We start from the raw sequence: 21,879 nt of genomic DNA, 5'->3' as shown, positions 1-21,879 counted from the left end.
TTTCAAACCCTCTCCCAAAGCCAGGCGCCGCCGTGGCTTAGAGACCGCTTTACCATACCGCGGCCCAGAAGGCAGTTCAGATGCGCCACCGCTTCGACCAGCGCCAAGCCCTGCTCGCCTGCGCTGATCTCGCGCTTGAAAAGCGGCAGGAAGCATTGCTGCGCGGTCCGGGGATGGACCAGATGGTCGACCAGCCGGCCAAGTGCTGAGGCATGGTTTTCGATCATCTGGACAAGCCGAAAGGGTAACCCAGTGAACGGCAGCTTGTGTCCCGGCAGGATTAGCTGGCGGTCGTCGGCCAGCGCCCGAAACCGTTCGCAGCTTTCCAGCCATTCGGTCAGAGGGTCGGCATCCGGCTCGGTAGGGTAGACGCCGATGTTGGCAGAAATCCCCGGCAGAAGTTGGTCCCCGCCCAGCACCAGCCCGTCATCCGACCAAAGCGTTGCGTGATCTGGTGCGTGGCCTTGGCCAATGCGTACAACCCAGTCGCGGCCTGCCGCGCGCAGAGTCTGACCTTCGGCCAGCCGGGTGAACCCGACCGGCATCGGCGCAACCACGTCGGCAAAGTTGAACGGCCGCTCCGCAGCGCGGCGCGCAAGCTCGGCGTCCGGCACGCCGGCACGGCGATAGAAGGTCATCGCCTCGGCCGATGGGCGATCTTGCACGTCAAGCACCAGCATCCGCGCGTAAAGCCAGGCGATCCGTGTTGCCAGAACCTCGGCCCCGCGGTCTTGAAACCAGCCAACCATGCCAACATGGTCAGGGTGGTGATGCGTCAGGATCACGCGCCGCACCGGTCGCCCTTGAAGCGGTCCGGCCAAAAGCCGCTCCCAGATTGCCACCGTGCGACGCGAGAACAGGCCGCCATCAACCAACGTCCAGCCATCGCCTTCGTCCAGCGCGTAGATGTTCACGTGGTCAAGCGCCATCGGCAGCGGTAGGCGCAGCCACAAAACGCCGTCCGCCACCGCAACAGCCTCACCTTCTTGCGGGACATCCGGAAAAGGGTGGCGGACCCCGTCGCTCATGGCGCAAGATCCGCAGGCGTCACCGCGTAGAGGCCCGCCGCCCCCTCGCGCACCTCGGCCAGCAGGCCCTGATGTTCTGGCAGCAGCCGTCGGATCATCACCTGCGCCACAGGCAAGCGTGCGGAATCCGCCAACGCCGCCTTCAGGTGCATGTGCCCGCCCAGCACCCGAGCGAAGGCGCGCAGATAGGGCACGGCGCCAGCAAACCGGTCGTTCAGCGCCTGCCCAACCAACCGTTCCGTCGCGTCGCGCAGCGCTTCAGCGGCGGCCCACACGTCCCCCGCCAGATCGGGCAGCGCAGCGCGAGCAGCCTCGGCCCCACGCTGAACCTCGTCGATCATCCGGAACGCCGCCTCGCCGCCATCCGACATCTTGCGCCCCACCAGATCCATCGCCTGTATTCCGTTGGTGCCTTCATAGATCGCCGTGATGCGAACGTCGCGGACGAACTGCGCCGCCCCGGTTTCTTCGATGAAGCCCATGCCGCCGAACACCTGCACGCCCTGATGTGCCACGGCGTTGCCCACATCGGTGCCATATGCCTTGGCGATCGGCGTCAGCAGCGCCGACCGCGCCGCCCAGTCTACCCCGCCCGTCGCCACCGCCATGTCCGTTGCCACTGCGCAGCTAAGTGCGATTGCCCGCGCAGCAAACACCTCGGCACGCATTGTGGCCAGCATTCGCCGCACGTCGGCGTGGTCGATGATGGCACCCGATCCCGAAACCGGCGTTTCACCCTGCCGCCGGTCTTGCGCATAGGCCAGCGCGTGCTGCAACGCGGCCTCGGCCACACCAACGCCCTGCACCGCGACGCCAAGCCGCGCGTTGTTCATCATGGTGAACATGGCGGCCATGCCCCGGTTCGGCTCACCCACCAGCCAGCCCTTGGCGGCGTCAAACTGCATCACGCAGGTCGGGCTGCCATGCAGGCCCAACTTGTGTTCGATGCTGACCACGCGCACGCCGTTTCGAACGCCCGGCTTGCCGGCCTGATCGGGCAGGAACTTCGGGACCATGAACAAACTGATGCCGCGCGTCCCCTCGGCCGCGCCCGGCAGCCGTGCCAGCACCAAGTGGCAGACGTTCGCCACCAGATCGCTGTCACCCCAACTGATGTAGATCTTCTGTCCGGTGATGGCATAGGCACCATCGTCCAGAAACTCCGCCCGCGTCCGAAGGGCGCCCACGTCGCTGCCCGCCTGCGGTTCGGTCAGGTTCATCGTGCCCGACCATTCACCGGAAATGAGCTTTGGCAGGTACAGCGCCTTGATCTCGTCGCTCGCATGATGTTGCAGCGCCTCGATCTGGCCCTTGCTCAGCAAGGGATTGACCTGCAGCGCAATGCAAGCCCCCGCCATCATGTCATCCACCGCCGCCGATAGGGCGATCGGCAATCCCATCCCACCAAACGCCAGGTCCGCCGAAATACCTATCCAGCCGCCTTCTGCAATGGCGCGATAGCCCGCGTCAAACCCCGGTGGCGAGGTGACAACCCCGTTTTCCAGCCGCGCACCGACCTTGTCCGAAATCCTGTTCAACGGGGCCAGCACATCGCTGCTGATCCGTGCGGCCTCGGTCAGAACGGCATCCACCAAGTCGGGCGTTGCCGTGGCGAACCGCTCTGTGGCGGCGACCTCGGCGAAGCCGGCAACATGCGCCAGAATAAAACGGGTGTCCGCAAGCGGCGCGCGATAAGGCATTTCTCTCTCCGTCGGTGTCGCTTGGCAAATTCTTAGGTGTCGCGTAAGAACGCGTCCAAGCTGGGAGGCTAAACAACCCATGCCACCCTTCAAGCCGGACGCTGCGTCATTCCGATGATGACCGAACTTCTGGAGCCATCCCCGCAGGACATTGACCGCGCCGTGGCGCTTCTACGCGACGGTCAGCTTGTCGCGTTTCCAACCGAAACTGTCTACGGCCTTGGCGGTGACGCGACGTCAGATATTGCCGTGGCGCGGATCTTCGATGCGAAGGGCAGGCCCCGTTTCAACCCGCTGATCGTTCACCTGCCGAGCCTTGCGGCAGCCGAGGACTATGCGATTTTCTCGCCGGAGGCGCGCGCGCTGGCGGCCGCATTCTGGCCCGGTCCGCTGACACTCGTCGTGCCACTGAAGGAACCGTCGCGCCTGTCACCACTCGTCACCGCGGGGCTGGACAGCGTTGCGATCCGGGTGCCGGCGCATCCTGTCGCCCAGGCGCTGCTTTCAGCCTGCAGCATCCCCTTGGCCGCGCCCTCGGCCAACCCGTCTGGCCGAGTGTCGCCGACGCGAGCGTCGCATGTTCTAGATGGCCTCGGCGGTCGCATTGCGGCGGTTATCGACGGCGGTCCCTGCTCTGTGGGGGTCGAATCTAGCATCGTCACGCTGCACCCGTCGCCCACGCTTCTGCGTCCCGGCGGACTTCCGGTCGAGGCGTTGGAGGCAGCGCTTGGCCATCCGCTTGCCGTAGCCGGAACCAGCCCGAAAATCACCGCCCCCGGCCAGCTCGCCTCGCACTACGCACCGAGCGCAAGCGTTCGCCTGAACGCTTCGACCGCCCGCTCTGGCGAGGTGCTGGTTGGTTTCGGGCCGATCAACGGTGATCTGACGCTGTCCGCAACGGGCGATCTGGTCGAAGCGGCCGCGGCGCTGTTCCACACGCTGCGCGAAGCCGATCTGCAGGCCGGTGCAAACGGCTCTATCGCCTTCGCTCCGGTCCCGGACACCGGCCTCGGGCGCGCGATCAACGACCGCCTCCGTCGCGCCGCCGCGCCACGCGAGGTGTAATTTGCCATCGCTTTGGTTGGGCAAAAGTGCCGAAGGCTTTTTACGGGGCAAACGCCCGCTTTTTGCAGGATGATGCCTTGGCCTCTATGCCTGGCATTGTTGCAGAACTCCGGCTGCGAAGGATTCACATCATGAATCCATGCAGTTAGACGGGTGGGATGAGCAAGCCATCACCCGCCCGCTATCGCACGACGAACTGGTCCAGCTACACTGCTTCGCTCCGCAAGCGCGGGTCACTGTTGATCTGGCTAGACAAGGAGATGAGCTGGCTCGCGCCGCATGACGGCAGCCCTGGTCGGCCTGCGGTATTCTCGGATGCGGCGGTTCAGTTTTGCCTGACGATCAAGGTCTTGTTCAAGCTGCCGCTCAGGCAAACGACCGGGATGGTGGCCAGCTTGCTCAAGATGGCAGACTTGGATTGTGCTGTGCCGGACTATACGACCTTGTGCCGGCGGCAGAAGACGCTGGCCGTCCAGATCCCGTATCGCCGTGCCGATGGCCCCTTGAAGCTGCTCGTGGACAGCACCGGGATTAAGTTCCTGGGCGATGGCGAATGGCAGGCACGCAAGCACGGCGTTCAAGGCCGACGCCAATGGCGAAAGGTCCATTTGGCCATGGATACGGCCACATCCGACATCAGAGCGGTGGAGTTTACTCCCAGCAGCGACGGCGACAGCCCCGTGTTGCCGGAGTTGCTCGACCAGATCCCCGAAGGCGAGGAGATCAGCTCGGTGACCGCCGACGGTGCCTATGACACCCGACGCCGCCATACGGCGATCATCGACCGACAGGCCACCGCGATCATTCCGATCCGCAAGAACGGGCGACCTTGGAAAGAGGATTGCCCCGCCGCAATCGCGCGAAACGAAACCCTGCGCGCCACCCGGCACTAGGGCAGGGCGTTCTGGAAGCGCTGGACGGGATACCACGCCCGCAGCCGGATCGAAGCAAAGATGCGCTGCTTGAAAGCCTTCGGAGAACGCATCGCAGCAAGACACCCAGACAGCCAAACCGCCGAAATCCAGATCCGTGTCGCACTGATGAACCGCTTCTCGGCGCTCGGCACGACCGAGATCATTCGCGTGGGCTGATGATCATGAAGGGGTAAGGGGCAGTCTTGCCTCAAGCGTGACTTATGCAACAACGCCTGGTTGATCTGGAACAAGCCAAGTTCGCGATGAGCGCAACCGTCTCGGAGCAGCGAAGAATGCACCTGGCCGAACGTGAACTCGCCAAGCGTTCTAAGCAACTCGGACCGAAGACAATCTGGGTAGTCACGCGGTTGACATATGCTCGAAAATGATTGATGAGATTCCTGTCTTGAAGGGTCAGATTGACAGTTAATTAAGGTGGGAGCCTTGAAAATGATCTCGAAAACGATTGCCGTCCTTGCCGCTGCAATGCTGGTTCTCACAACCTCGGGCTGCGTCGATAACAAGACTGCCAGCGCCGCCACCGGCGCAGTGATTGGCGGGGTGATCGGCAATCAGCTTGGCAACGGCGACGGCAAGACTGCGGCAACCATCATTGGCGCCGGCGCCGGCGCAGCGATTGGCGCAAATAGCGCAAACTGATCACAGCCGATACAGTGATCTGGATTGGTCGCCGTATGGCGGCCATTCCGGAACAGGGTTTCCACCAGCGCCTATCCGAATCAATGTCCTGATATAGTGATCGGCAGCCCGCTCAAGTGGTCCGAAAGCGGCGCCGTCGTGGCTTTGACTAACCGACTGTTCGAGCTTAGCTGTGCCCCGATCAGCTTTACCACTTCCGGCGATCCCGCAAACTTGGAATAGCTACCTGAGCTTCAATCTTCAATCTGCGACAGGTCGATTACTTTCACCCCAAGCTTGCCCAGTTCCTCGCCGTCTGCCGCCCCCACGCGCGGAACCCTGCCAGCCAGTCGACGAGAGAAGCGGAGCGCCGCATCATCCGGCGAGATGAGAAGGTATATCCTTTCGATCACTTGTTCGGAAAGCTGTGCAAGCTCTGTTTTGAACAGGTCGATGTCGGGCGAGGCCAGAATGATGTTGTTGACGCGCATGCCGCGCTTGCGTCCCTCTTGCTGCGCATCCACTAGGCCCTTCATGATAAGAAAGGGCACTCATGGAGTGCGCAAATATGTCCAGTTCTTTTGCCTTCGTCCCTCCAAGGATATCGCCAATCTCTCTGATCTTGCCCCGCGCCACGAGCGCACTGTTCAGGACGTAGACATAGCGCGGAGCCTTTGCCGCGGAGGCCTAGCTAAAAAGCACCGGAACGCCTTGATAGTAGGTATCTTCGACAAACTGCGACAGCCGCAGGATCGCTTCGCTTGTCGTGTTGTTGTAGCCATTCATGAACAGCAGGATCTTCTGCGCGCTCGCAGGCCGCTTTGCCAATTCGCGGTTCACCTCGGCGATGAAGAATGCGTCGCTGCGATACACGATGGGGCTGACGACAGCAAATTCCGTCAGTGGGTCGGCGGTAACTGCATCGAGCGCTCCAGTTCACCGACGACATGGGTGGGTGGCACGGATGCGCCAACTGATGCGAGCCCGACCTACGCCGACGACCTCGCTGCTTTCTCGCGTCGTTGCAGTGAACAATGCGGTGCCCTGAAACGTACTTCGCGCTTTTGGCGGGCATGGCAGGGCTGTCTACACCGATTAGGTCGAGGAGTCGGCTGCAGGCAACAATTAAATCACCACAAAAGCCTTCAGGAAGGCAGGTTTACCAAGCTCAGGATACCGAATTTCGGCCAATTGGAACTCTCTTACACCCGTCCGTTGTCTTATTGATCGCATTCGTCAAGTTGACGCAGCAATCCTCACCCAGGATGGGGATATAATATCCGTCGGATGTGCTGATGCGCCAAAGCCCGGTGGGGGAAACTACTGGGTTAAGGACTCTTTGAATAATGAGGGACTTTGATCGTAAGGGCGAACCCAATAAGGAGAACACCAATCGTATCATCTTCGCTTTTTTAAGCACGTTCAAGCGCAAGGATCTTTTCAAGGAAGATCTCACTCCAGAGAAAATCCTTGGGGATGCGAAACTAGAGACGACGATTTTATGGCCTTTGATTGGTGAAATAGCCGAGTATGGTCGGATGGTACATGGAGAAATGAGTGCAATCACAGATGCGGCTGCCCCTCGGGCGCAGTGCTCCGGAGGCGGGTTTAGCCAATGAGGTGAAACAGATCAGATCTCTCTGAAGGTGTTGGAGAAGGCTGGTGCCGCTGAAGAGACTCGAACTCCCGACCCCATCATTACGAATGACGTGCTCTACCAGCTGAGCTACAGCGGCACTTTCTGGTGAACGCCCTCCTATTGCTCCGCCTTGGCCGAGTCAACCCCGACCGGCCCGTTCAGGCACCGCGACGCGCGATCTCGTCCAAATCGACGATCTCCGCCTCGTCGGGCTGCTCGAGGACTGACGCCGGCTTCGGCCTCGTTTCCAAAAGTGGCATCAGGTCGGCCAATCCCGCAGGAACGGCGGCTGCTTTCGGGGGTTCGCGCCAGCTGAGCGTATCGAAGCCGCCGCAGTTGTCGCAGACCGGATGCCAACTGGAATGCACCGCCTGGCATTTGTCGCAGCACCATTGTGGCCCACGCGGCGCGGCAAGCGCCTTGCCGATCAAGTCGCGCACCACGGCATCGTCGGCGCCCTCGCCCCGCGCAATGGCGGCCATCAAGGCTAGCGCGCGCTGCGTTGGATGCCGATCCGCCAGATCACCCAACGCGCGCCGCGCGCCGGGAAAATCCTCTGCAGCGACCAGAAGCTCGCCGTGAAGAAGCCGCGTTTCGTCTGCATCGGGTTGCACTGTCAACAGGGTCTTGAACCGTTTCAACCGGTCTGTCGGCGCCTCGTCCGGTTCGATCTCGGCAAAGGCGGCTGCAAGGTCGGGGTGGGGCAACACCTCCCATGCCTTCTTGACAACACGGGCCGCGTTCTTCTTGTCGCCCTTTTCGATATAGCTCCGGGCGGCCATCGCTGCGGCAGGAATCAGGTCGGGCGAACGGCGATTCGCTTCGATCGCGGCCTCGCGCGCCTCGATCGAGGAGCTGTCGCTCATCACCGTCGCCGCCTCTTGCAGCGCCAGCACCGCGTCGCGGCGCCGATACACGTCCTTCGGCAAGGCCCCGGTCTTCAACTTGGCACCAAGCGTCGCCCGCGCGCCGCTCCAGTCACCTGCCTCGGATTGCAGCCTCAACAGCAGATCCTGCGTCTCGGCGTGCTTGGGGCGCAGTTCGAACGCCTTTTCAGCCAGCTTCAGCGCGGTCTCGGTATCCCCCTCGGCCAGCTTCTGCTTCAGCAGCCCACGCACCGCTACGAAGCGAGTCTTGTCGTCGGCAAGAAGCGTCTTGTAGGCCTCGGTCGCGCGGGCCTTGTCGCCAGCAGCCTCGGCCGCCTGCGCCACAAGCAGCGTCGTCAACTCCGGCTTTCCAAGCAGCTTTTCGGCCGCCTGCGCCCGGTTCATGGCCAACCGATGCTCGCCCGACGCCAGCGCCATCAACCCCTCGGACAGCGCGCGATAGCCTTTCCGTTCCCGGTTACGGTCAAAATAACGCGAAATCGCAGTCTCATCGCCGTTCAGAAACCGGATCGTCGCCAACAACAGTCCCAACACTTTGAAAACCAGCCAGACCAGCGCAATCAGCACCAGTCCGGCGATTACCGCCTGCAACGGCCCCAGCATGAATTCCCAGCCAGCAACCTCAATCCGTATGCCGCCGCCGGTATCGGCCAGCAAACCCGCAGCCAAGGTCAGACCCGCAATCACGAGTACGAACAGGAGGACCTTAATCAATGACCAGATCATCATTCCCCCTGGGTTTCAGCCGAAGCACGCAGTGCAGCCATTGCTGCATCGACCTCGGCCCTCGCCTTGGCACCCGCACTCCACTCCGCCATGACGGCGGCAACATCGGCTGGCAGACCGGCAATCTCGGTCAGCGCATCGGCAATCCGGCCGTCCCGCAGCGCCGCTTCGGCACGCGACAAGATTGCTTCGGGATCGGTGCCCGCTTGCGGCGTAAGGGGCCGCGCGCCAGTCTGCGCCTTCAGGAAATCGGCCAAACGCGCGCCCCACCCATCTGACCCACTGACATCGCGGGTCTTCAACAGCGCGGCACGCGCCGCTTCGGGGAAGGATTCTGTCAACGCGGCCAAAGTGGGAACACCGGTCGCCGCGTGCTGCACGAGCGGTGCTGGGGCGGGATCAAGCGCAAGGCCGGCAAGCAACGTGTCGAACGGCTCACCACGGTCAATCGCGGCGGCCAGTGCGTCAAGCGCCACGGAACGGCGCGCGGCTTCGGTAGCACCAGCGGCCTCTGCCGCTTTCGCCTCTGCCGCAGCTTCGGCATCAGCGAGGCGTGCAAGGGCTGCATCGACCTTTTGCGAAAGCTCGTCTGGAACGGTCGCCACGGTTCCCAGTGCGGCGACCTTCGCTTCCAGGTCGCGGACCGCCGCCTGAATCGCCGGCGCGTACGCCGCCCCCGAAGCTGGCATTGCCTCGATCTGGGCAAGCCGTGTCTCAAGCGAATCCAGACGCTGTGTGATCGGCGCAAGATCCATTGCCTCAGGGGCAGGCGCTTGCAGCAGGGGTTCGACCCGGGCGATGCGGTCAGCCAGCGCCGCCTCGGTTTCGGCAAGCGACGATTTCAACCCGGCAATCTCGGCGGCCTGCTGCTCCAGGACGGCCGGAGTCGCGATGTCAGAGTTCGGTCGTATCCCCAGCGCGTTGAAATGCGAAAGGCCGAACCCCAAACCCGCGGCAAGCGCACCGCCCAGCAGTGGCGCGACGAACCCGCCCCGCCGCTCGGGACGAGGCGGCGGCCTTGGAACCTCAGCCTTGGCAGTCGGCACTTCGGGTGAAGGATCGACTGCCGCCTCGTTCAATACATCTGGGGGGGTGTCGGGGGGCGGCGTCTCCCGCTCCGGGGCCGTGTCTGTCTGCATGGTGTCCACCCTTCCACATCGGCAAGGCATACCTAAGCATTCAGCGGGCCGGGGTTCAAGAACCCCTAAGGTCAATCAGCAGGAGTTCGAGCGCATCAAGCATGGCGTCAGCATCCGGGGTTGCTGCAACTCGCAACAAGCGCGTGCTGATGTCCCGTGCCTTCGCAGCCACAGCACCACTCAACGCCGCGATTGCAACTGTCGCTTGCCTGTCTGCGGGAAGAGCCGCCGTCAGCAGCGCCGCGCTTCGTGGTGAGAAGATCGGCACGATCACCGGGCCGGGATGGCGCAGCAACGCCTCGGCGTCGGTTGATAGCGGCTGGGCTATCTGATCGTACACCGTCATCGAAACAGTCTCTATTCCCTCTGAAATCAGCCATTTCGCCAGATCGCCACGCGTCTCGCGGCCATGCAAGTATAGGAGTGGACCCCTGATCCGCATCGTCATTACCAGCCGCTGCAACGCCTCGACATCCCCGTTGGCCGAAGTCGCAGCAAAACCTGCGGCAGAGGCTGCAACTGCCGTACGTGCGCCCACACAAAGCGCCATCTTCGGCAAACGGTCCTGTGCCAACTGCCGCGTCGCGTCGACCGCCGCTTCTGACGTGAACACGACAGCTTGGTAATCGCGCTGCGGAATCTCACACGGCACGAAGGCCAGACGCATCAATGGCGAAAGGATCAGACGAACGGCAGCGCCGAAACGCTCCTCCAACGCGGCGCCGAAGCGAAGCGACTGATCCAAAGGCCGGGTCAGAAGCACCGGAATCGACGAAGGGGCTGCACTCTGCTGGGATTGTTTCGCCATGGTCACGGTGTTACCTGCGACCCACACATCGTGCAACGGCAGCCATGACCCGAACACTGACCCTTCTCGGCATTGAAAGCAGTTGCGACGATACCGCAGCGGCCATCGTGAGGCATCGGCCCGGACACACGGCCGAAGTGCTGGCGTCTGATATCGTGGGGCAGACCTCGCTGCATGCGGCCTTCGGCGGCGTGGTTCCGGAAATCGCGGCACGCGCCCATGTAGAGCGGCTTGACGGTTGCATCGAGCGCGCGCTGGCGGAGGCGGGCATCTGCTTTGCCGACCTGGATGCGATAGCGGTGACCGCCGGCCCCGGCCTGATCGGGGGGGTTCTGTCCGGCGCGATGATGGCGAAAGGGCTGGCCGCGGGCTTGGGACTGCCGCTGGTTGCAGTGAACCATCTGGCAGGGCACGCCCTTACGCCTCGGCTGACCGATGGCATCGCGTTCCCGTACCTGATGCTGCTCGTCTCGGGCGGACATTGCCAATACTTGCGCGTGGACGGACCTGACGAGTTTCACCGGCTGGGCGGAACGATAGACGACGCTCCGGGTGAAGCGTTCGACAAGATCGCCAAACTTCTTGCCCTGCCCCAGCCGGGCGGCCCGGTGGTTGAAACCGAAGCGGCGCTGGGCAACGCCAGCCGTTTTGACTTTCCGCGCCCACTCTTGGATCGGCCCGGCTGTGATCTTTCCTTTTCGGGCCTGAAAACCGCAGTTCTACGGGCGCGCGATGCACTTATCGCGGAAAAGGGCGGGCTTACTGTCCAGGATCGCCGCGATCTTTGCGCGGGTTTTCAGGCGGCGGTTGCAGAAGTACTTGCCGAAAAGACGCGCCGGGCCTTGGCAATGACCGCCCTTGATGGCCCGCCGCTTTCAGTTCTTGCCGTGGCGGGTGGCGTTGCAGCAAACAGGGCAATTCGGGCAATGTTAGAGACTGTTTGCAGCGCCAATGGCGTCCGTTTTCTGGCGCCGCCGTTGCGCCTTTGCACAGACAACGCGGCGATGATTGCCTGGGCGGGGATCGAAAGGTTCCGCATGGGCTTGATCGACGACGCAACGTTCGCGGCCCGTCCCCGTTGGCCACTTGACACCCGCGCACCCGCTTTGATCGGGTCCGGCAAGAAGGGTGCCAAGGGATGATCGGTATTATTGGCGCTGGCTCGTTTGGCACGGCTTTGGCCGTGGCGCTGGCGCAGGGCGGTCGGTCTGTGAGGCTCTGGGCGCGCTCGGCCGAGGACGTTGCAAGGATGGCCGCCACCCGCCGGAACGACGACAGGCTTCCTGGCGTTGACCTTCCGCCAACGGTTTCGGTCCATGCGGACGTAGGCGACCTGCACGAAGCGGAGGCGCTGCTGCTTTGTGTGCCTATGCAAAGCCTGGGCGGGGTCCTGGCAACGCACCGGGGCCAGTTTGCACGGCAACCGATGGTCGCCTGTTGCAAGGGCGTTGATCTGGAAACTCTGCGCGGTCCGGTTTCGGTCATTCAGGCCGCGCGCCCGGATGTGCCTGCGGCGATCCTGACCGGACCCAGCTTTGCCACCGATATTGCCCGTGGCTTGCCAACTGCGCTGACCTTGGCAAGCCGCGACGCTGGCAGCGTCGAACTTCAAGCGATGCTGTCGACGTCTGCCCTCAGGATTTACCGGACGGATGATGTCACAGGGGCTGAATTGGGCGGGGCGCTGAAGAATGTCATCGCCATTGCTGCGGGGGTCGTAATCGGGGCGGGGCTTGGCGACAGCGCCCGGGCCGCACTGATGACGCGCGGATACGCTGAGATGGTACGTCTGGCGACGCGGTTGGGCGCGCGGGCAGAGACGCTGGCGGGATTGTCTGGGTTTGGCGATCTGGTTCTGACCTGCACTTCGCCGCAGTCACGAAACTTTCGCCACGGTCACGCCTTTGGACGCGGGCACGCGATCGACCGTGGCGTCACGGTCGAGGGGGTGGCGACAGCGACGGCGCTGGTGCGGCTAGCGCGACAGCTTGGGGTAGAAATGCCGGTGACCGAAATGGTAGATGCCCTTGTCAGCGGCAGAGTCACGGTGGAAGATGCCATTCCGAACCTGATGACCCGACCCCTGAAACAGGAATGACCCATGCGCTTTGCCCTGATCTGTCACGACAAGCCGGGAGCCTTGCAGACACGGCTTGAAAACCGGGCGGCGCATCTGGCGCATATCGAAGCGTCGGGCGTGGTGGAGCAGGCGGGGCCGTTTCTGGATGAGGCGGGCCAGATGTGCGGCAGCCTGGTCATCCTTGGGGTAGGCAGCCGCGCCGAAGCTGAGGCTTGGGCGGCGGCCGACCCCTATGCGAAGGCGGGGCTGTTTTCCGACGTCACGATCCAGGAGTGGAAGCGGGTGATCGGGGGATGAACCACTGGCTGCTGAAATCCGAGCCGGACGAGTTCGGCTGGGACCACCTGACCGCGAAGGGTGCGGCGGGGGAGGAGTGGACGGGGGTCAGGAACTATCAGGCCCGCAACAATATGCGGGCGATGAAGGTGGGCGACCTGGGGTTCTTCTATCACTCGAATATCGGGAAGGAGATCGTGGGGATCGTCGAGGTGTGCCGGGAGAGCGAGCCGGACAGCACGGCGGATGATCTGCGGTGGGATTGTGTGAGGGTGCGGGCGGTCAGGCCCTTCATGCGGGCCGTGACGCTGGAGGACTGCAAGGTGGAGCCGGGGCTGGAGGCGATGGTGCTGGTGAAGAATACCAGGCTTTCCGTACAGCCGGTGACGCCGGAGGAGTGGAAGATCGTCTGCCGGATGGGGGGCGTGGCGCCCTGAGTGTCCCACGGTGGGACATCTGCGAGGTTCAGTGGGATCAAGGGCTTACAGGCGGCGTTTTACTTTTTGGTAAGAAATGGCGGTGTGTGCCCTGTAGAAATCGCTACCGCTGATCCCCGCATTGAGGCAGGTTTGCCCGAGGAAGTCGGGAGGGACCCCAATGGAATTCTTGAATGTTCTGGCCGCCGCATTGGCGGCGTTCGCTTTTGGTGCCGTGTGGTATCTGGGCATGTCGACGAAGTGGCTGGCGGCGGCGGAAATCACCAACGGGCGGCCGGGGATGAAGGAGCGCGGCGGATCGGGGATCGCGGCTTTTGTGATCGGGCTGGTGGCGATGGTTCTGGTCGCGGGGATGATGCGCCATCTGCTGGCTGAATCCGGCGTGACGAGCGTGGGCGGCGGCGCCGTGGCCGGGTTTGGCGTGGGCGCCTTTTTCATCACGCCCTGGGTGGCGATGAATTACGCCTTTGCCAAGCGCAAACCCGAACTGACGGTGATCGACGGAGTGAACAGCGTGGTCGGATGCACCATCATGGGCGCGGTGCTGAACCTGTTCTGAGCCGGAAAAATAGAATGGAGGGCCCCGCACCCCTACGGAACCCTCCATCCACCCCACGTGCTCCCCAAGCACCACACGTGATCTGATAAGGGTCCCGGGCTACTGCCCTGTCCAAGATGTAATGCCCCGAATCCCTGCCTTCGGGCAAGGATGGAGTGTCGCAGGTTTTCGTCAAATCCGAAGGGTCGCCGGCGCCGTGCAGGAAGCCCCCCACCCCATCCCTCCCCCGCAAGGGGGAGGGGGGCGAGGCACCACGGGGGGCGCGTTACTTGTAGACGGCTTCCTTGCCGAAGTGCTTGACGAGGAGGTAGTAGAACACCGCGCGGAACTTGTTGCGTTCCGATTTGCCGTAGGTATCGACGGCGGCCATGATGCCTTCCATCAGGGAGGGGCCGTCTTTCAGGCCCAGCTTCTTGATCAGGAAGTTGGTCTTGATCCGCTCCAGCTCTTCCTTGTCGGAGGCGGCGACGGTCTGCGCGTCGTTGTCATAGATCGACGGGCCGCAGCCGATGGTAACCTTGGTCAGCAGCGCCATGTCCGGTGTCATCTTGCACTTGGTTTTCAGATCATCGGCGTATTTCGCGATGAGATCGTCCCGCTTGCCCATTCTACGTCTCCCTTGACTGGTATGATAATCTTACGAGGCGAACGGTAGTGGCCCGATCCCGTTTGGGGAAGCGGAATTTCGACGACAATGGCCCATTGCGCACCGCTTTGGTGACAAGATACCGCAGCATTTCTGGCTGTGGCGTTCTTGAACCGTAGCAACCAGCCTCCATCTAGGCGTGATTGTTCGCTTCGTTTGACGATTGCACAGGGAGGCTTCGGAATGCAGGGCACGCTGGTTCAAGGCGAGATTTCCAAGGCGCTTCCGGCCCGCGCCGACAGAATCGCGGCAAGACATGGCCTGCGGTCAGCGGGCGTTCTGTCGGCACAGGAGATTGCGTCCTGTCGCAGGCAGGGCATCGCGCTGGCGTTTGATCCGGTGCAGATCGGCTGGGTACGGGGCGACTGCATCGACGATGTCGATCCCCATGAGCCCGGCGCGAGGGCGACGGAAAAGCCCGCCTTCGTGCCGCGCAGTCTGGCGCCGACCTATCGGTTCCGTCCCTGGACGCTGGACGACCTGCCGGTTTACCGGTCGCTTCTGGACGACCCCAAGGTTTGGGCGCAAATGTATGAGCCCTATCCCAACCCGCTGGACGATGACACCGCACGGGCGCTGATCGCGCTTTCCGCCGACAGCGCGCATCACGAGGTAATGGCGGTCTTGCGTGACGGTGAGATTGTGGGGCAGGTGCGACTGGCTTTTGACGGGACGAGCGCTGAACTGAGCTATTGGTTCGGGCGGGCGCATTGGGGCAAGGGGCTGGGGTCGGCGGTGGTGGCCATTGCCAGCGGTCGGGCCTTTGTGCAGCACCCAGCGCTGAATGCGCTGGTCGCAGTGGTGCACCCCGAAAACGCCGCCTTTCGCCGCGTGCTGGCAAAGGCAGGGTATGTTGCGGAGGGGCCGTGCAAGCGACGCCCCGGCTGGATCAGCCATCGGCTGACCCGCGCCAGGGCAGAGGCGATCAATAGCGGTAGTGTTCGGGTTTGAACGGGCCTTCGGGTTTGACGCCGATGTAGGCGGCCTGCTCGGGCTTCAATTCGGTCAGTTTGACGCCGATCTTCTTGAGGTGCAGGCGGGCGACCTTTTCGTCCAGCGCCTTGGGCAGGATGTAGACGCCGGGCTTGTATTCGTCACCCTTGGTCCAAAGCTCGATCTGGGCGAGGACTTGGTTTGTGAACGAGGCCGACATCACGAAGGACGGGTGGCCGGTGGCGTTGCCGAGGTTCAGAAGGCGGCCCTCCGACAACAGGATGATGCGATTGCCCGAGGGCATTTCGATCATGTCGACCTGTTCCTTGATGTTCGTCCACTTGTGGTTGCGAAGGCTGGCGACCTGGATTTCATTGTCGAAGTGGCCGATGTTGCCGACGATCGCCATGTCCTTCATCGCCCGCAGGTGTTCGATGCGGATGACGTCCTTGTTGCCGGTGGTGGTGATGAAGATGTCGGCGGTGGCCATCTCGTCTTCCAGAAGCGTGACCTCGTAACCGTCCATCGCGGCCTGCAGGGCGCAGATCGGGTCGACCTCGGTGACCTTGACGCGCGCGCCGGCCCCACGCAGCGAGGCGGCGGAGCCTTTGCCCACATCGCCATAGCCGCAGACGACGGCGACCTTGCCGGCCATCATCGTGTCGGTCGCGCGACGGATGCCGTCGACCAGCGATTCCTTGCAGCCGTATTTGTTGTCGAACTTCGACTTGGTGACCGAGTCGTTCACGTTGATCGCCGGGAAGGGAAGCTGGCCGTTCTTGTGCAGCTCATACAGGCGGTGGACGCCGGTGGTGGTTTCTTCGCTGACACCCTTGATGGCGGCCTTGGTCTTGGTGAAGAAACCGGGGGTTTCCTTCATGCGCTTGGCGATCTGAAGCTTGATGACCTCTTCTTCCTCGGACTGCGGCACGGGGATGATCTCTTCCCCGGCTTCGGCGCGGGCACCGAGGAGGACGTAAAGCGTGGCGTCGCCGCCGTCATCGAGGATCATGTTCGCGCCTTCGGGGAACATGAAGGAGCGGTCGAGGTAATCCCAGTGTTCGGTCAGGGTCTGGCCCTTGATGGCGAAGACCGGCGTGCCACCGGCGGCGATGGCGGCGGCAGCGTGGTCTTGGGTGGAGAAGATGTTGCAGGACGCCCAGCGCACATCTGCACCGAGGGCTTTCAGCGTTTCGATCAGCACGGCGGTCTGGATCGTCATGTGCAAGGAGCCGACGATGCGGGCGCCCTTCAAGGGCTGGGTCGGGCCGTATTCCTCGCGGCAGGCCATCAGGCCGGGCATTTCGGTTTCGGCGATGGTCAGTTCCTTGCGGCCGAATTCGGCGAGCTTGATGTCCTTGACGATGTAATCCATTGCGTCCTGCTTTTGCTGTCGCCTGCGCAGTGCCGCAAGCCGGTTTGATCTCTGGACGCGGCCATAGCAAATGCGGGGGCGCAAGACAACGCGGCACGCTTGCCAAGGCGCGCGGGGTGTGAAGACTGCGGTGGCAAGAGCGGGGAGAACGATGGCAGCACGAGCGTGGCAACGGATGCTGTCGGGGCGGAGGCTGGATCTTCTGGACCCGACGCCGATGGACATCGAGGTGGAGGACATCGCGCACGGCCTTGCGTTCGTGGCGCGGTGGAACGGGCAGACGCGGGGCGACTGGCCCTATTCGGTGGCGGAACATTCGCTGCTGGTGGAGGAGATTTTCAACCGCGCCAATCCGGGCATCGCACCGCGCTGGCAGTTGGCGGCGCTGCTGCATGACGCGCCGGAGTACGTGATCGGTGACATGATCAGCCCGGTGAAGGCGGCAGTCGGGCCGGGGTATGGCGAGTTGGACCTGCGGCTGACGGCGGCGATCCATCTGCGCTTTGGCCTGCCTGCGGTACTGCCCGCGCCGATCAAGAAGGCGATCAAGGCGGCGGACAAGGTTTCAGCCTGGCTGGAAGCGGTGCGCATCGCGGGGTTCGGCGAGGCGGAGGCCGACAAGCTGTTCGGGCGGCCAGAGGCGTCGATAGTGAAGGGGCTGGAGATCAGGTTGCGTCCGCCCGCTGTGGTGCGGGCGGACTATGTTGCGCGGGTCGGGCAACAACTGGCCGCTATCATTTGACGGGCTTGCGGGTCAGCGAGTGGCGCTGAACCACGGCGTCACGCGGATCGGCTTCGGTCAGGGTGCGGCGCGGCGCATCGCCCGCAAGCGGGCCGTAACGGGTAACGAGCAGCAGGGCGTCTGCGAGTATGTTCAACATTTCATGCCTCTTTCTTTGGCGTTGCGATGCTGTGTCTTGTCATGTTTGCTGCTCATTGACGACTCAGCGATCTTTCAGATTTGATAGACTGGCTAACATATGGCGGTTGACTGGCGCTCGATCCCTTCGCTTACCGCGCTGCGCGCCTTTGCCGCCACGGCGGAAGCGCGCAATTTCAGCCATGCCGCGCGGGCGCTGAACGTGACGCACGCTGCGGTGGCCCAGCAGGTGCGCGCGCTGGAGGAGGAGTTCGGCGTGGCGCTGGTGCAGCGCGACGGGCGAGGGGTCAGCCTTACGGAGGAGGGCGAGGCGTTGGCATCAGCGCTGTCCGAAGGCTTCGCGGCGTTTCAGCGGGGTGCCGAGGCGCTGCGCAGTGGCGGGGCCGACCGCCCGGTGCGGATTACCCTGACCGCGAGTTTTGCCGCGCAATGGCTGATGCCACGGCTGCGCGATTTCTGGGAAAAGCACCCCGATATCGGCCTGTCGCTGCAACCGGAGAACCGGGTCGTCGACTTGCACCGCGAGGGAATGGATCTGGGCATCCGCTATGGCAACGGGGCGTGGCCGGGAGTGGAGGCGAGTTTTCTGGCGTCGGCACGGCTGGTGGTGGCGGCCGCGCCATCGCTGCTGGGAGAGACGGCCACACTTGCTACCGAAGAGATGCGGCAGATGGAGTGGATCATCGCACGTAACTGGCCGGAACAGGACAATTACCTGCGTAGTCTTGGGCTGGACCCGTCGGAATTAAGCCAGACAGATTTCGCCAACGAGGAGTTGTCGATCGCGGCTGCGCGGCAGGGATTGGGGCTGGTGGTGGAAAGCTATGCGCTGCTGGCCGACGATGTGGCCGAAGGGCGGCTGCGCGTGGTGCACGAAAGCCGTGACAAACTGCCGGCGTATTTCGTGGTGGCCTTGCCTGGGCCGCAGCGCGCTGCGACCCGGGCATTTCTAAAATGGCTGACGAGCCAAGCCTGAGGCCCGTCGCCAGATCGTCAGACCATCAGGTCATCCGGCTTTTTCCCAGCCGCGAGTGCTGCGGCAAACCAGCGCGGCTTGCGGCCACGGCCCGACCAGGTATCCGACTTGTCAGAGGGATTCGCGTATTTCGCCACGGCGGGCGTGCGCTTGCGGACCTGGGTAGCGCCGGTCAATTCAGCCAGAGAAAACCCCATCGCGCGGGCTTTTTCTTCAAGCTCTGCAAGTGCTTGCTTTTTACGGCGGTCTTCAAAGCTGGAAATGGCCTTCGCCACCTGTGATTGTAAATCTTTCAACTCTTTAAGGGACAAGTCGTTCAGATCAATTGCCATCGCAGCATCTCCCGTTAAACATGACTTTCACGTCTACGCTTCGGATAACTGAAATTCAACTGTGTAAGATTAACGGGGACTGCGCTTCGCAAGAATTCGTTGCAGGGTCCGGCGATGCATATTCAGCCGACGCGCAGTTTCAGAGACATTCCGATCGCACATTTCATAGACGCGCTGGATATGTTCCCACCGCACGCGATCAGCCGACATGGGGTTTTCCGGAGGCTGCGGCAAAGCCTCGCCTTTGGCGAGAAGCGCATTGGTAACATCATCGGCATCCGCCGGTTTAGACAAATAATCAATGGCGCCGAATTTTACCGCAGCGACCGCGGTGGCAATCGCACCGTAGCCAGTCAGCACGACGATCCGGCAATCCGGACGGGTTTCGCGCAACGCCTCGACCACTTCGAGGCCATTGCCGTCTTCAAGCCTGAGATCAACGACCGCATAGGCGGGCGGACGGGCCAGGGCGATAGCCCGGCCTTCGGCGACGCTTTCGGCGGTTTCGGGGGTAAAGCCACGCTTTTCCATCGCTTTGGCCAGACGCTTGACGAAGGGTTCATCGTCATCGACCAACAGAAGTGTCCGGTCTGCCCCCAGATCAAGTGCCAAATTTTCCCCCATCGTCTAACCCCTTCGCTGGTTCTGTCTTAGCCTTCCGCTTCATCGGCGGTCAGAAAGCAGGCCACGCTTTCAGCCATTTGGTCTGCCGCGATGTCACGCCGGTAGAAATCGGCAAAGCGGCCGCCCGGAAGCATCAGATAGGTCATGGTGCTATGGTCGACGAGGTAAAACTCATCATCGGCGGGCTGTTTGGCAAAATAGGTCTTGTAGGCCTGCGAGGCAGCCTTGACCTGATCAAGCGATCCGGTCAGCGCGACCAGCTTCGGGTGCAGGTTGCCGGCATAATCGGCCAAGGCTTCGGGGGTGTCACGCTCGGGGTCGATGGAAATGAAAACCGGCGTGACGTCGAAGCCGCGTTCTTCAAGAATATCCACCGCCTCGACATTGCGCCCCATATCGAGCGGGCAGACATCGGGGCAGAAGGTGTAGCCGAAATAGACCAGCGACGGTTTTGCGAGAACCTCTTTGTCGGTCACTGTCTTGCCGTCGGTGCCGACTAAAGTGAAGGGGCCGCCGATATCGCCGCCCGCAACCTGGCTGGAGCGGCATTGCGCAAAGGCGTCAGCATTGCGGTTGTGCAAAAAGAGGTAGGCCGACACCCCGAGAAATGCCGCAACCAATGCCGCTGCCAGACCTGCATAAAACCGTGTCATCACCGTCTCCGTCCTGATACCCGGCGCATTGATCCCAAATCGTGGCGGGCTTAACAATAGCGAACCCTTCGAAGGATACGCCCGCGTCATGGTCACCGCCAGTTTCGGCTTTCTTGCCGCGGGAACGCGCAGCAACTGGATCCGGCTACGGACGCTGATCCTGTTGCGGTGGATGGCGATTGCCGGGCAGTTGACCGCGATCACCGTGGCGGACCGGGTCTACGACCTCGATCTGCCGCTGGGGCTTTGCTATCTGGCGGTCGGCGCGTCGATCATCGCGAACCTGTTTTCGATGTTCCTGTTCCCGGAAAACAAGCGCCTGACCGAGGTCGAGGCGCTGATGACCTTGATGTTCGACCTGTCGCAACTGTCGTTTCTGGTCTTCATCACCGGCGGGCTGACGAACCCCTTTGCGCTTCTGGTGCTGGCGCCGGTCACCATTTCGGCAAGCGCGCTGGCGCTGCGCACGACGGTGGTGCTGGGTGCGGTGGCGATCCTTTTGGTCACGATGGCAGCATTCTTTCACTGGCCGCTGCGGTTTGAGGGTGGCGGCGCGCTGGAGGTGCCGTGGCTGTTCGAGTTTGGCTTCTGGCTGGCGATCGTGGTGGGCATCCTGTTCCTCGGGCTTTATTCGCACCGGGTCGCGATGGAGATCCGGTCGATGTCGGACGCGCTGTTGGCGACGCAGATGGCGCTGGCACGGGAGCAGAAGCTGACCGACCTTGGCGGCGTGGTAGCGGCCGCGGCGCACGAGTTGGGCACGCCGCTGGCGACGATCAAGTTGGTGAGCGCCGAGTTGATGGACGAGCTGCGCGACAGGCCCGATCTTTTGGAGGACGCGAAGCTGATCCGCGATCAGGCCGACCGCTGCCGGGACATCCTGCGCGACATGGGGCGGGTCGGGAAGGATGACCTGCATCTGCGGCAGGCGCCGCTTGGTGCGGCGCTGCGCGAGGCGGCCGAGCCGCACATGGCGCGCGGCAAGGCTGTGCTGTTTCAGATGCTGGCCAGCGACGGAAGTTCCGCGCGCCAGCCAACCATCCTGCGCCGGCCCGAGATCATCCACGGATTGCGCAACCTGATCCAGAATGCAGTCGATTTCTCGCGCAGCACGGTCTGGGTAGAAGCGGAGTGGACCGACCGCACCGTGACGGTGCGGATCATCGACGACGGCGAGGGCTTTCCGCCGAATGTGATCGGCCGCATCGGCGACCCGTTCGTGCGCGCCCGCCGCTCGGACGCCCCGCCATCACGGCGGCCGGAGTATGAGGGGATGGGGCTGGGCCTGTTCATCGCCAAGACTTTGCTTGAACGCTCGGGCGCCGAGCTGACATTTGCCAACGCGACAGACCCGTTCCTGACGCCCGAGGAGCGACCGGAACGCTGCGGCGCGGTGGTCGAGGCGGTCTGGGCGATGACTGATCTTGCGGCGCCCGCCAACCTTTCGCACGGCGCCAACCAGCGGATCGAGATGTAACACCGACGCTTTGACTGATCCTCCTTAAGCTTAACCATCGGTTAACTCTTTCCACCCTAGGCTGAATCAAGGGATCATTGGTGGGA

Annotated in this window: 25 protein-coding genes, 1 tRNA gene and 1 pseudogene; 13 read left to right on the top strand and 14 right to left on the bottom strand. The window is 62.8% G+C overall.

Annotated features, from left to right (window positions below; genetic code table 11):
* Positions 1–2 precede the first annotated feature (2 nt).
* Both ACROUL_RS01675 and ACROUL_RS01670 read right to left on the bottom strand, forming a co-directional pair.
* Entirely contained in the window at positions 3–1,028 is a 1,026-nt protein-coding gene (locus ACROUL_RS01675; protein WP_431297825.1) for an MBL fold metallo-hydrolase, read from the bottom strand.
* A complete protein-coding gene (locus ACROUL_RS01670) occupies positions 1,025–2,728 on the bottom strand; it encodes an acyl-CoA dehydrogenase (RefSeq protein WP_431297824.1) in 1,704 nt (567 codons plus the stop codon). The genes ACROUL_RS01675 and ACROUL_RS01670 overlap by 4 nt, the downstream gene beginning before the upstream one ends.
* A gap of 117 nt (positions 2,729–2,845) precedes the next feature.
* Between ACROUL_RS01670 and ACROUL_RS01665 the strand changes: the two genes are divergently transcribed.
* The 3 genes and pseudogenes from ACROUL_RS01665 to ACROUL_RS01655 all read left to right on the top strand — a co-directional run bounded on the left by ACROUL_RS01665 (position 2,846) and on the right by ACROUL_RS01655 (position 5,367).
* Positions 2,846–3,793 carry an L-threonylcarbamoyladenylate synthase gene (locus ACROUL_RS01665; RefSeq protein WP_431301222.1) on the top strand — a complete coding sequence of 316 codons (948 nt, stop codon included), beginning with the start codon at positions 2,846–2,848 and terminating at the stop codon, positions 3,791–3,793.
* A 158-nt stretch (positions 3,794–3,951) separates the two neighbouring features.
* Positions 3,952–4,884, top strand: a pseudogene (locus ACROUL_RS01660) (IS5 family transposase).
* A 273-nt stretch (positions 4,885–5,157) separates the two neighbouring features.
* Positions 5,158–5,367: a glycine zipper 2TM domain-containing protein gene (locus ACROUL_RS01655; RefSeq protein WP_431297823.1), complete on the top strand. Its 210-nt coding sequence runs from the start codon at positions 5,158–5,160 to the stop codon at positions 5,365–5,367.
* 233 nt (positions 5,368–5,600) lie between these two features.
* On the opposite strand, the gene ACROUL_RS01650 is transcribed toward ACROUL_RS01655, so the two are convergent.
* Positions 5,601–5,897 (bottom strand): alpha/beta hydrolase, encoded by a 297-nt coding sequence (locus ACROUL_RS01650; protein ID WP_431297822.1) that lies wholly within the window; start codon positions 5,895–5,897, stop codon positions 5,601–5,603.
* A 136-nt stretch (positions 5,898–6,033) separates the two neighbouring features.
* Positions 6,034–6,219 carry an alpha/beta hydrolase gene (locus ACROUL_RS01645; RefSeq protein ID WP_431297821.1) on the bottom strand — a complete coding sequence of 62 codons (186 nt, stop codon included), beginning with the start codon at positions 6,217–6,219 and terminating at the stop codon, positions 6,034–6,036.
* A 473-nt stretch (positions 6,220–6,692) separates the two neighbouring features.
* Between ACROUL_RS01645 and ACROUL_RS01640 the strand changes: the two genes are divergently transcribed.
* A complete protein-coding gene (locus ACROUL_RS01640; RefSeq protein ID WP_431297820.1) occupies positions 6,693–6,965 on the top strand; it encodes a hypothetical protein in 273 nt (90 codons plus the stop codon).
* A 41-nt stretch (positions 6,966–7,006) separates the two neighbouring features.
* On the opposite strand, the gene ACROUL_RS01635 is transcribed toward ACROUL_RS01640, so the two are convergent.
* The 4 genes from ACROUL_RS01635 to ACROUL_RS01620 form a co-directional block, all read right to left on the bottom strand.
* Positions 7,007–7,082 (bottom strand) — tRNA-Thr (locus ACROUL_RS01635).
* Positions 7,083–7,143: 61 nt separating this feature from the next.
* Positions 7,144–8,598, bottom strand: a complete 1,455-nt coding sequence (locus tag ACROUL_RS01630) for a heme biosynthesis protein HemY (protein ID WP_431297819.1) — start codon at positions 8,596–8,598, stop codon at positions 7,144–7,146.
* Positions 8,598–9,737, bottom strand: a complete 1,140-nt coding sequence (locus ACROUL_RS01625) for a COG4223 family protein (protein ID WP_431297818.1) — start codon at positions 9,735–9,737, stop codon at positions 8,598–8,600. Before ACROUL_RS01625 ends, ACROUL_RS01630 begins: the two co-directional genes overlap by 1 nt.
* Before the next feature lie 55 nt (positions 9,738–9,792).
* Positions 9,793–10,545: a uroporphyrinogen-III synthase gene (locus tag ACROUL_RS01620; RefSeq protein ID WP_431301221.1), complete on the bottom strand. Its 753-nt coding sequence runs from the start codon at positions 10,543–10,545 to the stop codon at positions 9,793–9,795.
* A gap of 44 nt (positions 10,546–10,589) precedes the next feature.
* Here ACROUL_RS01620 and tsaD point away from each other — a divergent pair, with 44 nt between their 5' ends.
* The 5 genes from tsaD (at position 10,590) to ACROUL_RS01595 (ending at position 13,897) form a co-directional block, all read left to right on the top strand.
* Entirely contained in the window at positions 10,590–11,687 is a 1,098-nt protein-coding gene (tsaD, locus tag ACROUL_RS01615; protein WP_431297817.1) for a tRNA (adenosine(37)-N6)-threonylcarbamoyltransferase complex transferase subunit TsaD, read from the top strand.
* On the top strand, positions 11,684–12,643 hold the full coding sequence (locus ACROUL_RS01610; RefSeq protein ID WP_431297816.1) for an NAD(P)H-dependent glycerol-3-phosphate dehydrogenase: 960 nt from the start codon (positions 11,684–11,686) through the stop codon (positions 12,641–12,643). Before tsaD ends, ACROUL_RS01610 begins: the two co-directional genes overlap by 4 nt.
* Positions 12,644–12,646: 3 nt before the next feature.
* A complete protein-coding gene (locus ACROUL_RS01605) occupies positions 12,647–12,922 on the top strand; it encodes a YciI family protein (RefSeq protein WP_431297815.1) in 276 nt (91 codons plus the stop codon).
* The gene (locus ACROUL_RS01600) at positions 12,919–13,338 is read left to right on the top strand and encodes an EVE domain-containing protein (protein WP_431297814.1); all 420 of its coding nucleotides are present in this window, start codon (positions 12,919–12,921) and stop codon (positions 13,336–13,338) included. Before ACROUL_RS01605 ends, ACROUL_RS01600 begins: the two co-directional genes overlap by 4 nt.
* Positions 13,339–13,498: 160 nt before the next feature.
* A complete protein-coding gene (locus tag ACROUL_RS01595; RefSeq protein WP_431297813.1) occupies positions 13,499–13,897 on the top strand; it encodes a DUF1761 domain-containing protein in 399 nt (132 codons plus the stop codon).
* 265 nt (positions 13,898–14,162) lie between these two features.
* On the opposite strand, the gene ACROUL_RS01590 is transcribed toward ACROUL_RS01595, so the two are convergent.
* Positions 14,163–14,504 (bottom strand): DUF2853 family protein, encoded by a 342-nt coding sequence (locus ACROUL_RS01590; RefSeq protein ID WP_431297812.1) that lies wholly within the window; start codon positions 14,502–14,504, stop codon positions 14,163–14,165.
* 222 nt (positions 14,505–14,726) lie between these two features.
* Here ACROUL_RS01590 and ACROUL_RS01585 point away from each other — a divergent pair, with 222 nt between their 5' ends.
* On the top strand, positions 14,727–15,494 hold the full coding sequence (locus tag ACROUL_RS01585; protein WP_431297811.1) for a GNAT family N-acetyltransferase: 768 nt from the start codon (positions 14,727–14,729) through the stop codon (positions 15,492–15,494).
* Here the strand turns inward: ACROUL_RS01585 and ahcY are convergent.
* Positions 15,469–16,851: an adenosylhomocysteinase gene (ahcY, locus tag ACROUL_RS01580; RefSeq protein ID WP_431297810.1), complete on the bottom strand. Its 1,383-nt coding sequence runs from the start codon at positions 16,849–16,851 to the stop codon at positions 15,469–15,471. The two genes, ACROUL_RS01585 and ahcY, sit on opposite strands and share 26 nt — an antisense overlap.
* A gap of 151 nt (positions 16,852–17,002) precedes the next feature.
* Between ahcY and ACROUL_RS01575 the strand changes: the two genes are divergently transcribed.
* A complete protein-coding gene (locus ACROUL_RS01575; protein WP_431297809.1) occupies positions 17,003–17,593 on the top strand; it encodes a hypothetical protein in 591 nt (196 codons plus the stop codon).
* On the opposite strand, the gene ACROUL_RS01570 is transcribed toward ACROUL_RS01575, so the two are convergent.
* A complete protein-coding gene (locus tag ACROUL_RS01570) occupies positions 17,586–17,732 on the bottom strand; it encodes a hypothetical protein (RefSeq protein ID WP_431297808.1) in 147 nt (48 codons plus the stop codon). The two genes, ACROUL_RS01575 and ACROUL_RS01570, sit on opposite strands and share 8 nt — an antisense overlap.
* A gap of 99 nt (positions 17,733–17,831) precedes the next feature.
* Between ACROUL_RS01570 and ACROUL_RS01565 the strand changes: the two genes are divergently transcribed.
* Positions 17,832–18,707, top strand: coding sequence for a LysR family transcriptional regulator (locus ACROUL_RS01565; protein ID WP_431297807.1), 876 nt, complete (start codon positions 17,832–17,834; stop codon positions 18,705–18,707).
* 17 nt (positions 18,708–18,724) lie between these two features.
* On the opposite strand, the gene ACROUL_RS01560 is transcribed toward ACROUL_RS01565, so the two are convergent.
* The 3 genes from ACROUL_RS01560 to ACROUL_RS01550 form a co-directional block, all read right to left on the bottom strand.
* Positions 18,725–19,039: an H-NS family nucleoid-associated regulatory protein gene (locus ACROUL_RS01560; RefSeq protein WP_431297806.1), complete on the bottom strand. Its 315-nt coding sequence runs from the start codon at positions 19,037–19,039 to the stop codon at positions 18,725–18,727.
* Positions 19,040–19,108: 69 nt separating this feature from the next.
* On the bottom strand, positions 19,109–19,663 hold the full coding sequence (locus ACROUL_RS01555; RefSeq protein WP_431297805.1) for an ActR/PrrA/RegA family redox response regulator transcription factor: 555 nt from the start codon (positions 19,661–19,663) through the stop codon (positions 19,109–19,111).
* Between the two features lie 26 nt (positions 19,664–19,689).
* On the bottom strand, positions 19,690–20,316 hold the full coding sequence (locus ACROUL_RS01550; RefSeq protein ID WP_431297804.1) for an SCO family protein: 627 nt from the start codon (positions 20,314–20,316) through the stop codon (positions 19,690–19,692).
* A gap of 88 nt (positions 20,317–20,404) precedes the next feature.
* On the opposite strand from ACROUL_RS01550, the gene regB reads away from it, so the two are divergent.
* Entirely contained in the window at positions 20,405–21,793 is a 1,389-nt protein-coding gene (gene regB / locus ACROUL_RS01545; protein WP_431297803.1) for a sensor histidine kinase RegB, read from the top strand.
* Positions 21,794–21,879 lie beyond the last annotated feature (86 nt).

The organism is Tabrizicola sp. BL-A-41-H6, assembly GCF_050632395.1.
Classification (GTDB): Bacteria; Pseudomonadota; Alphaproteobacteria; order Rhodobacterales; family Rhodobacteraceae; genus JAUYQR01.
This window is presented reverse-complemented; position numbering and strand designations above follow the sequence as displayed.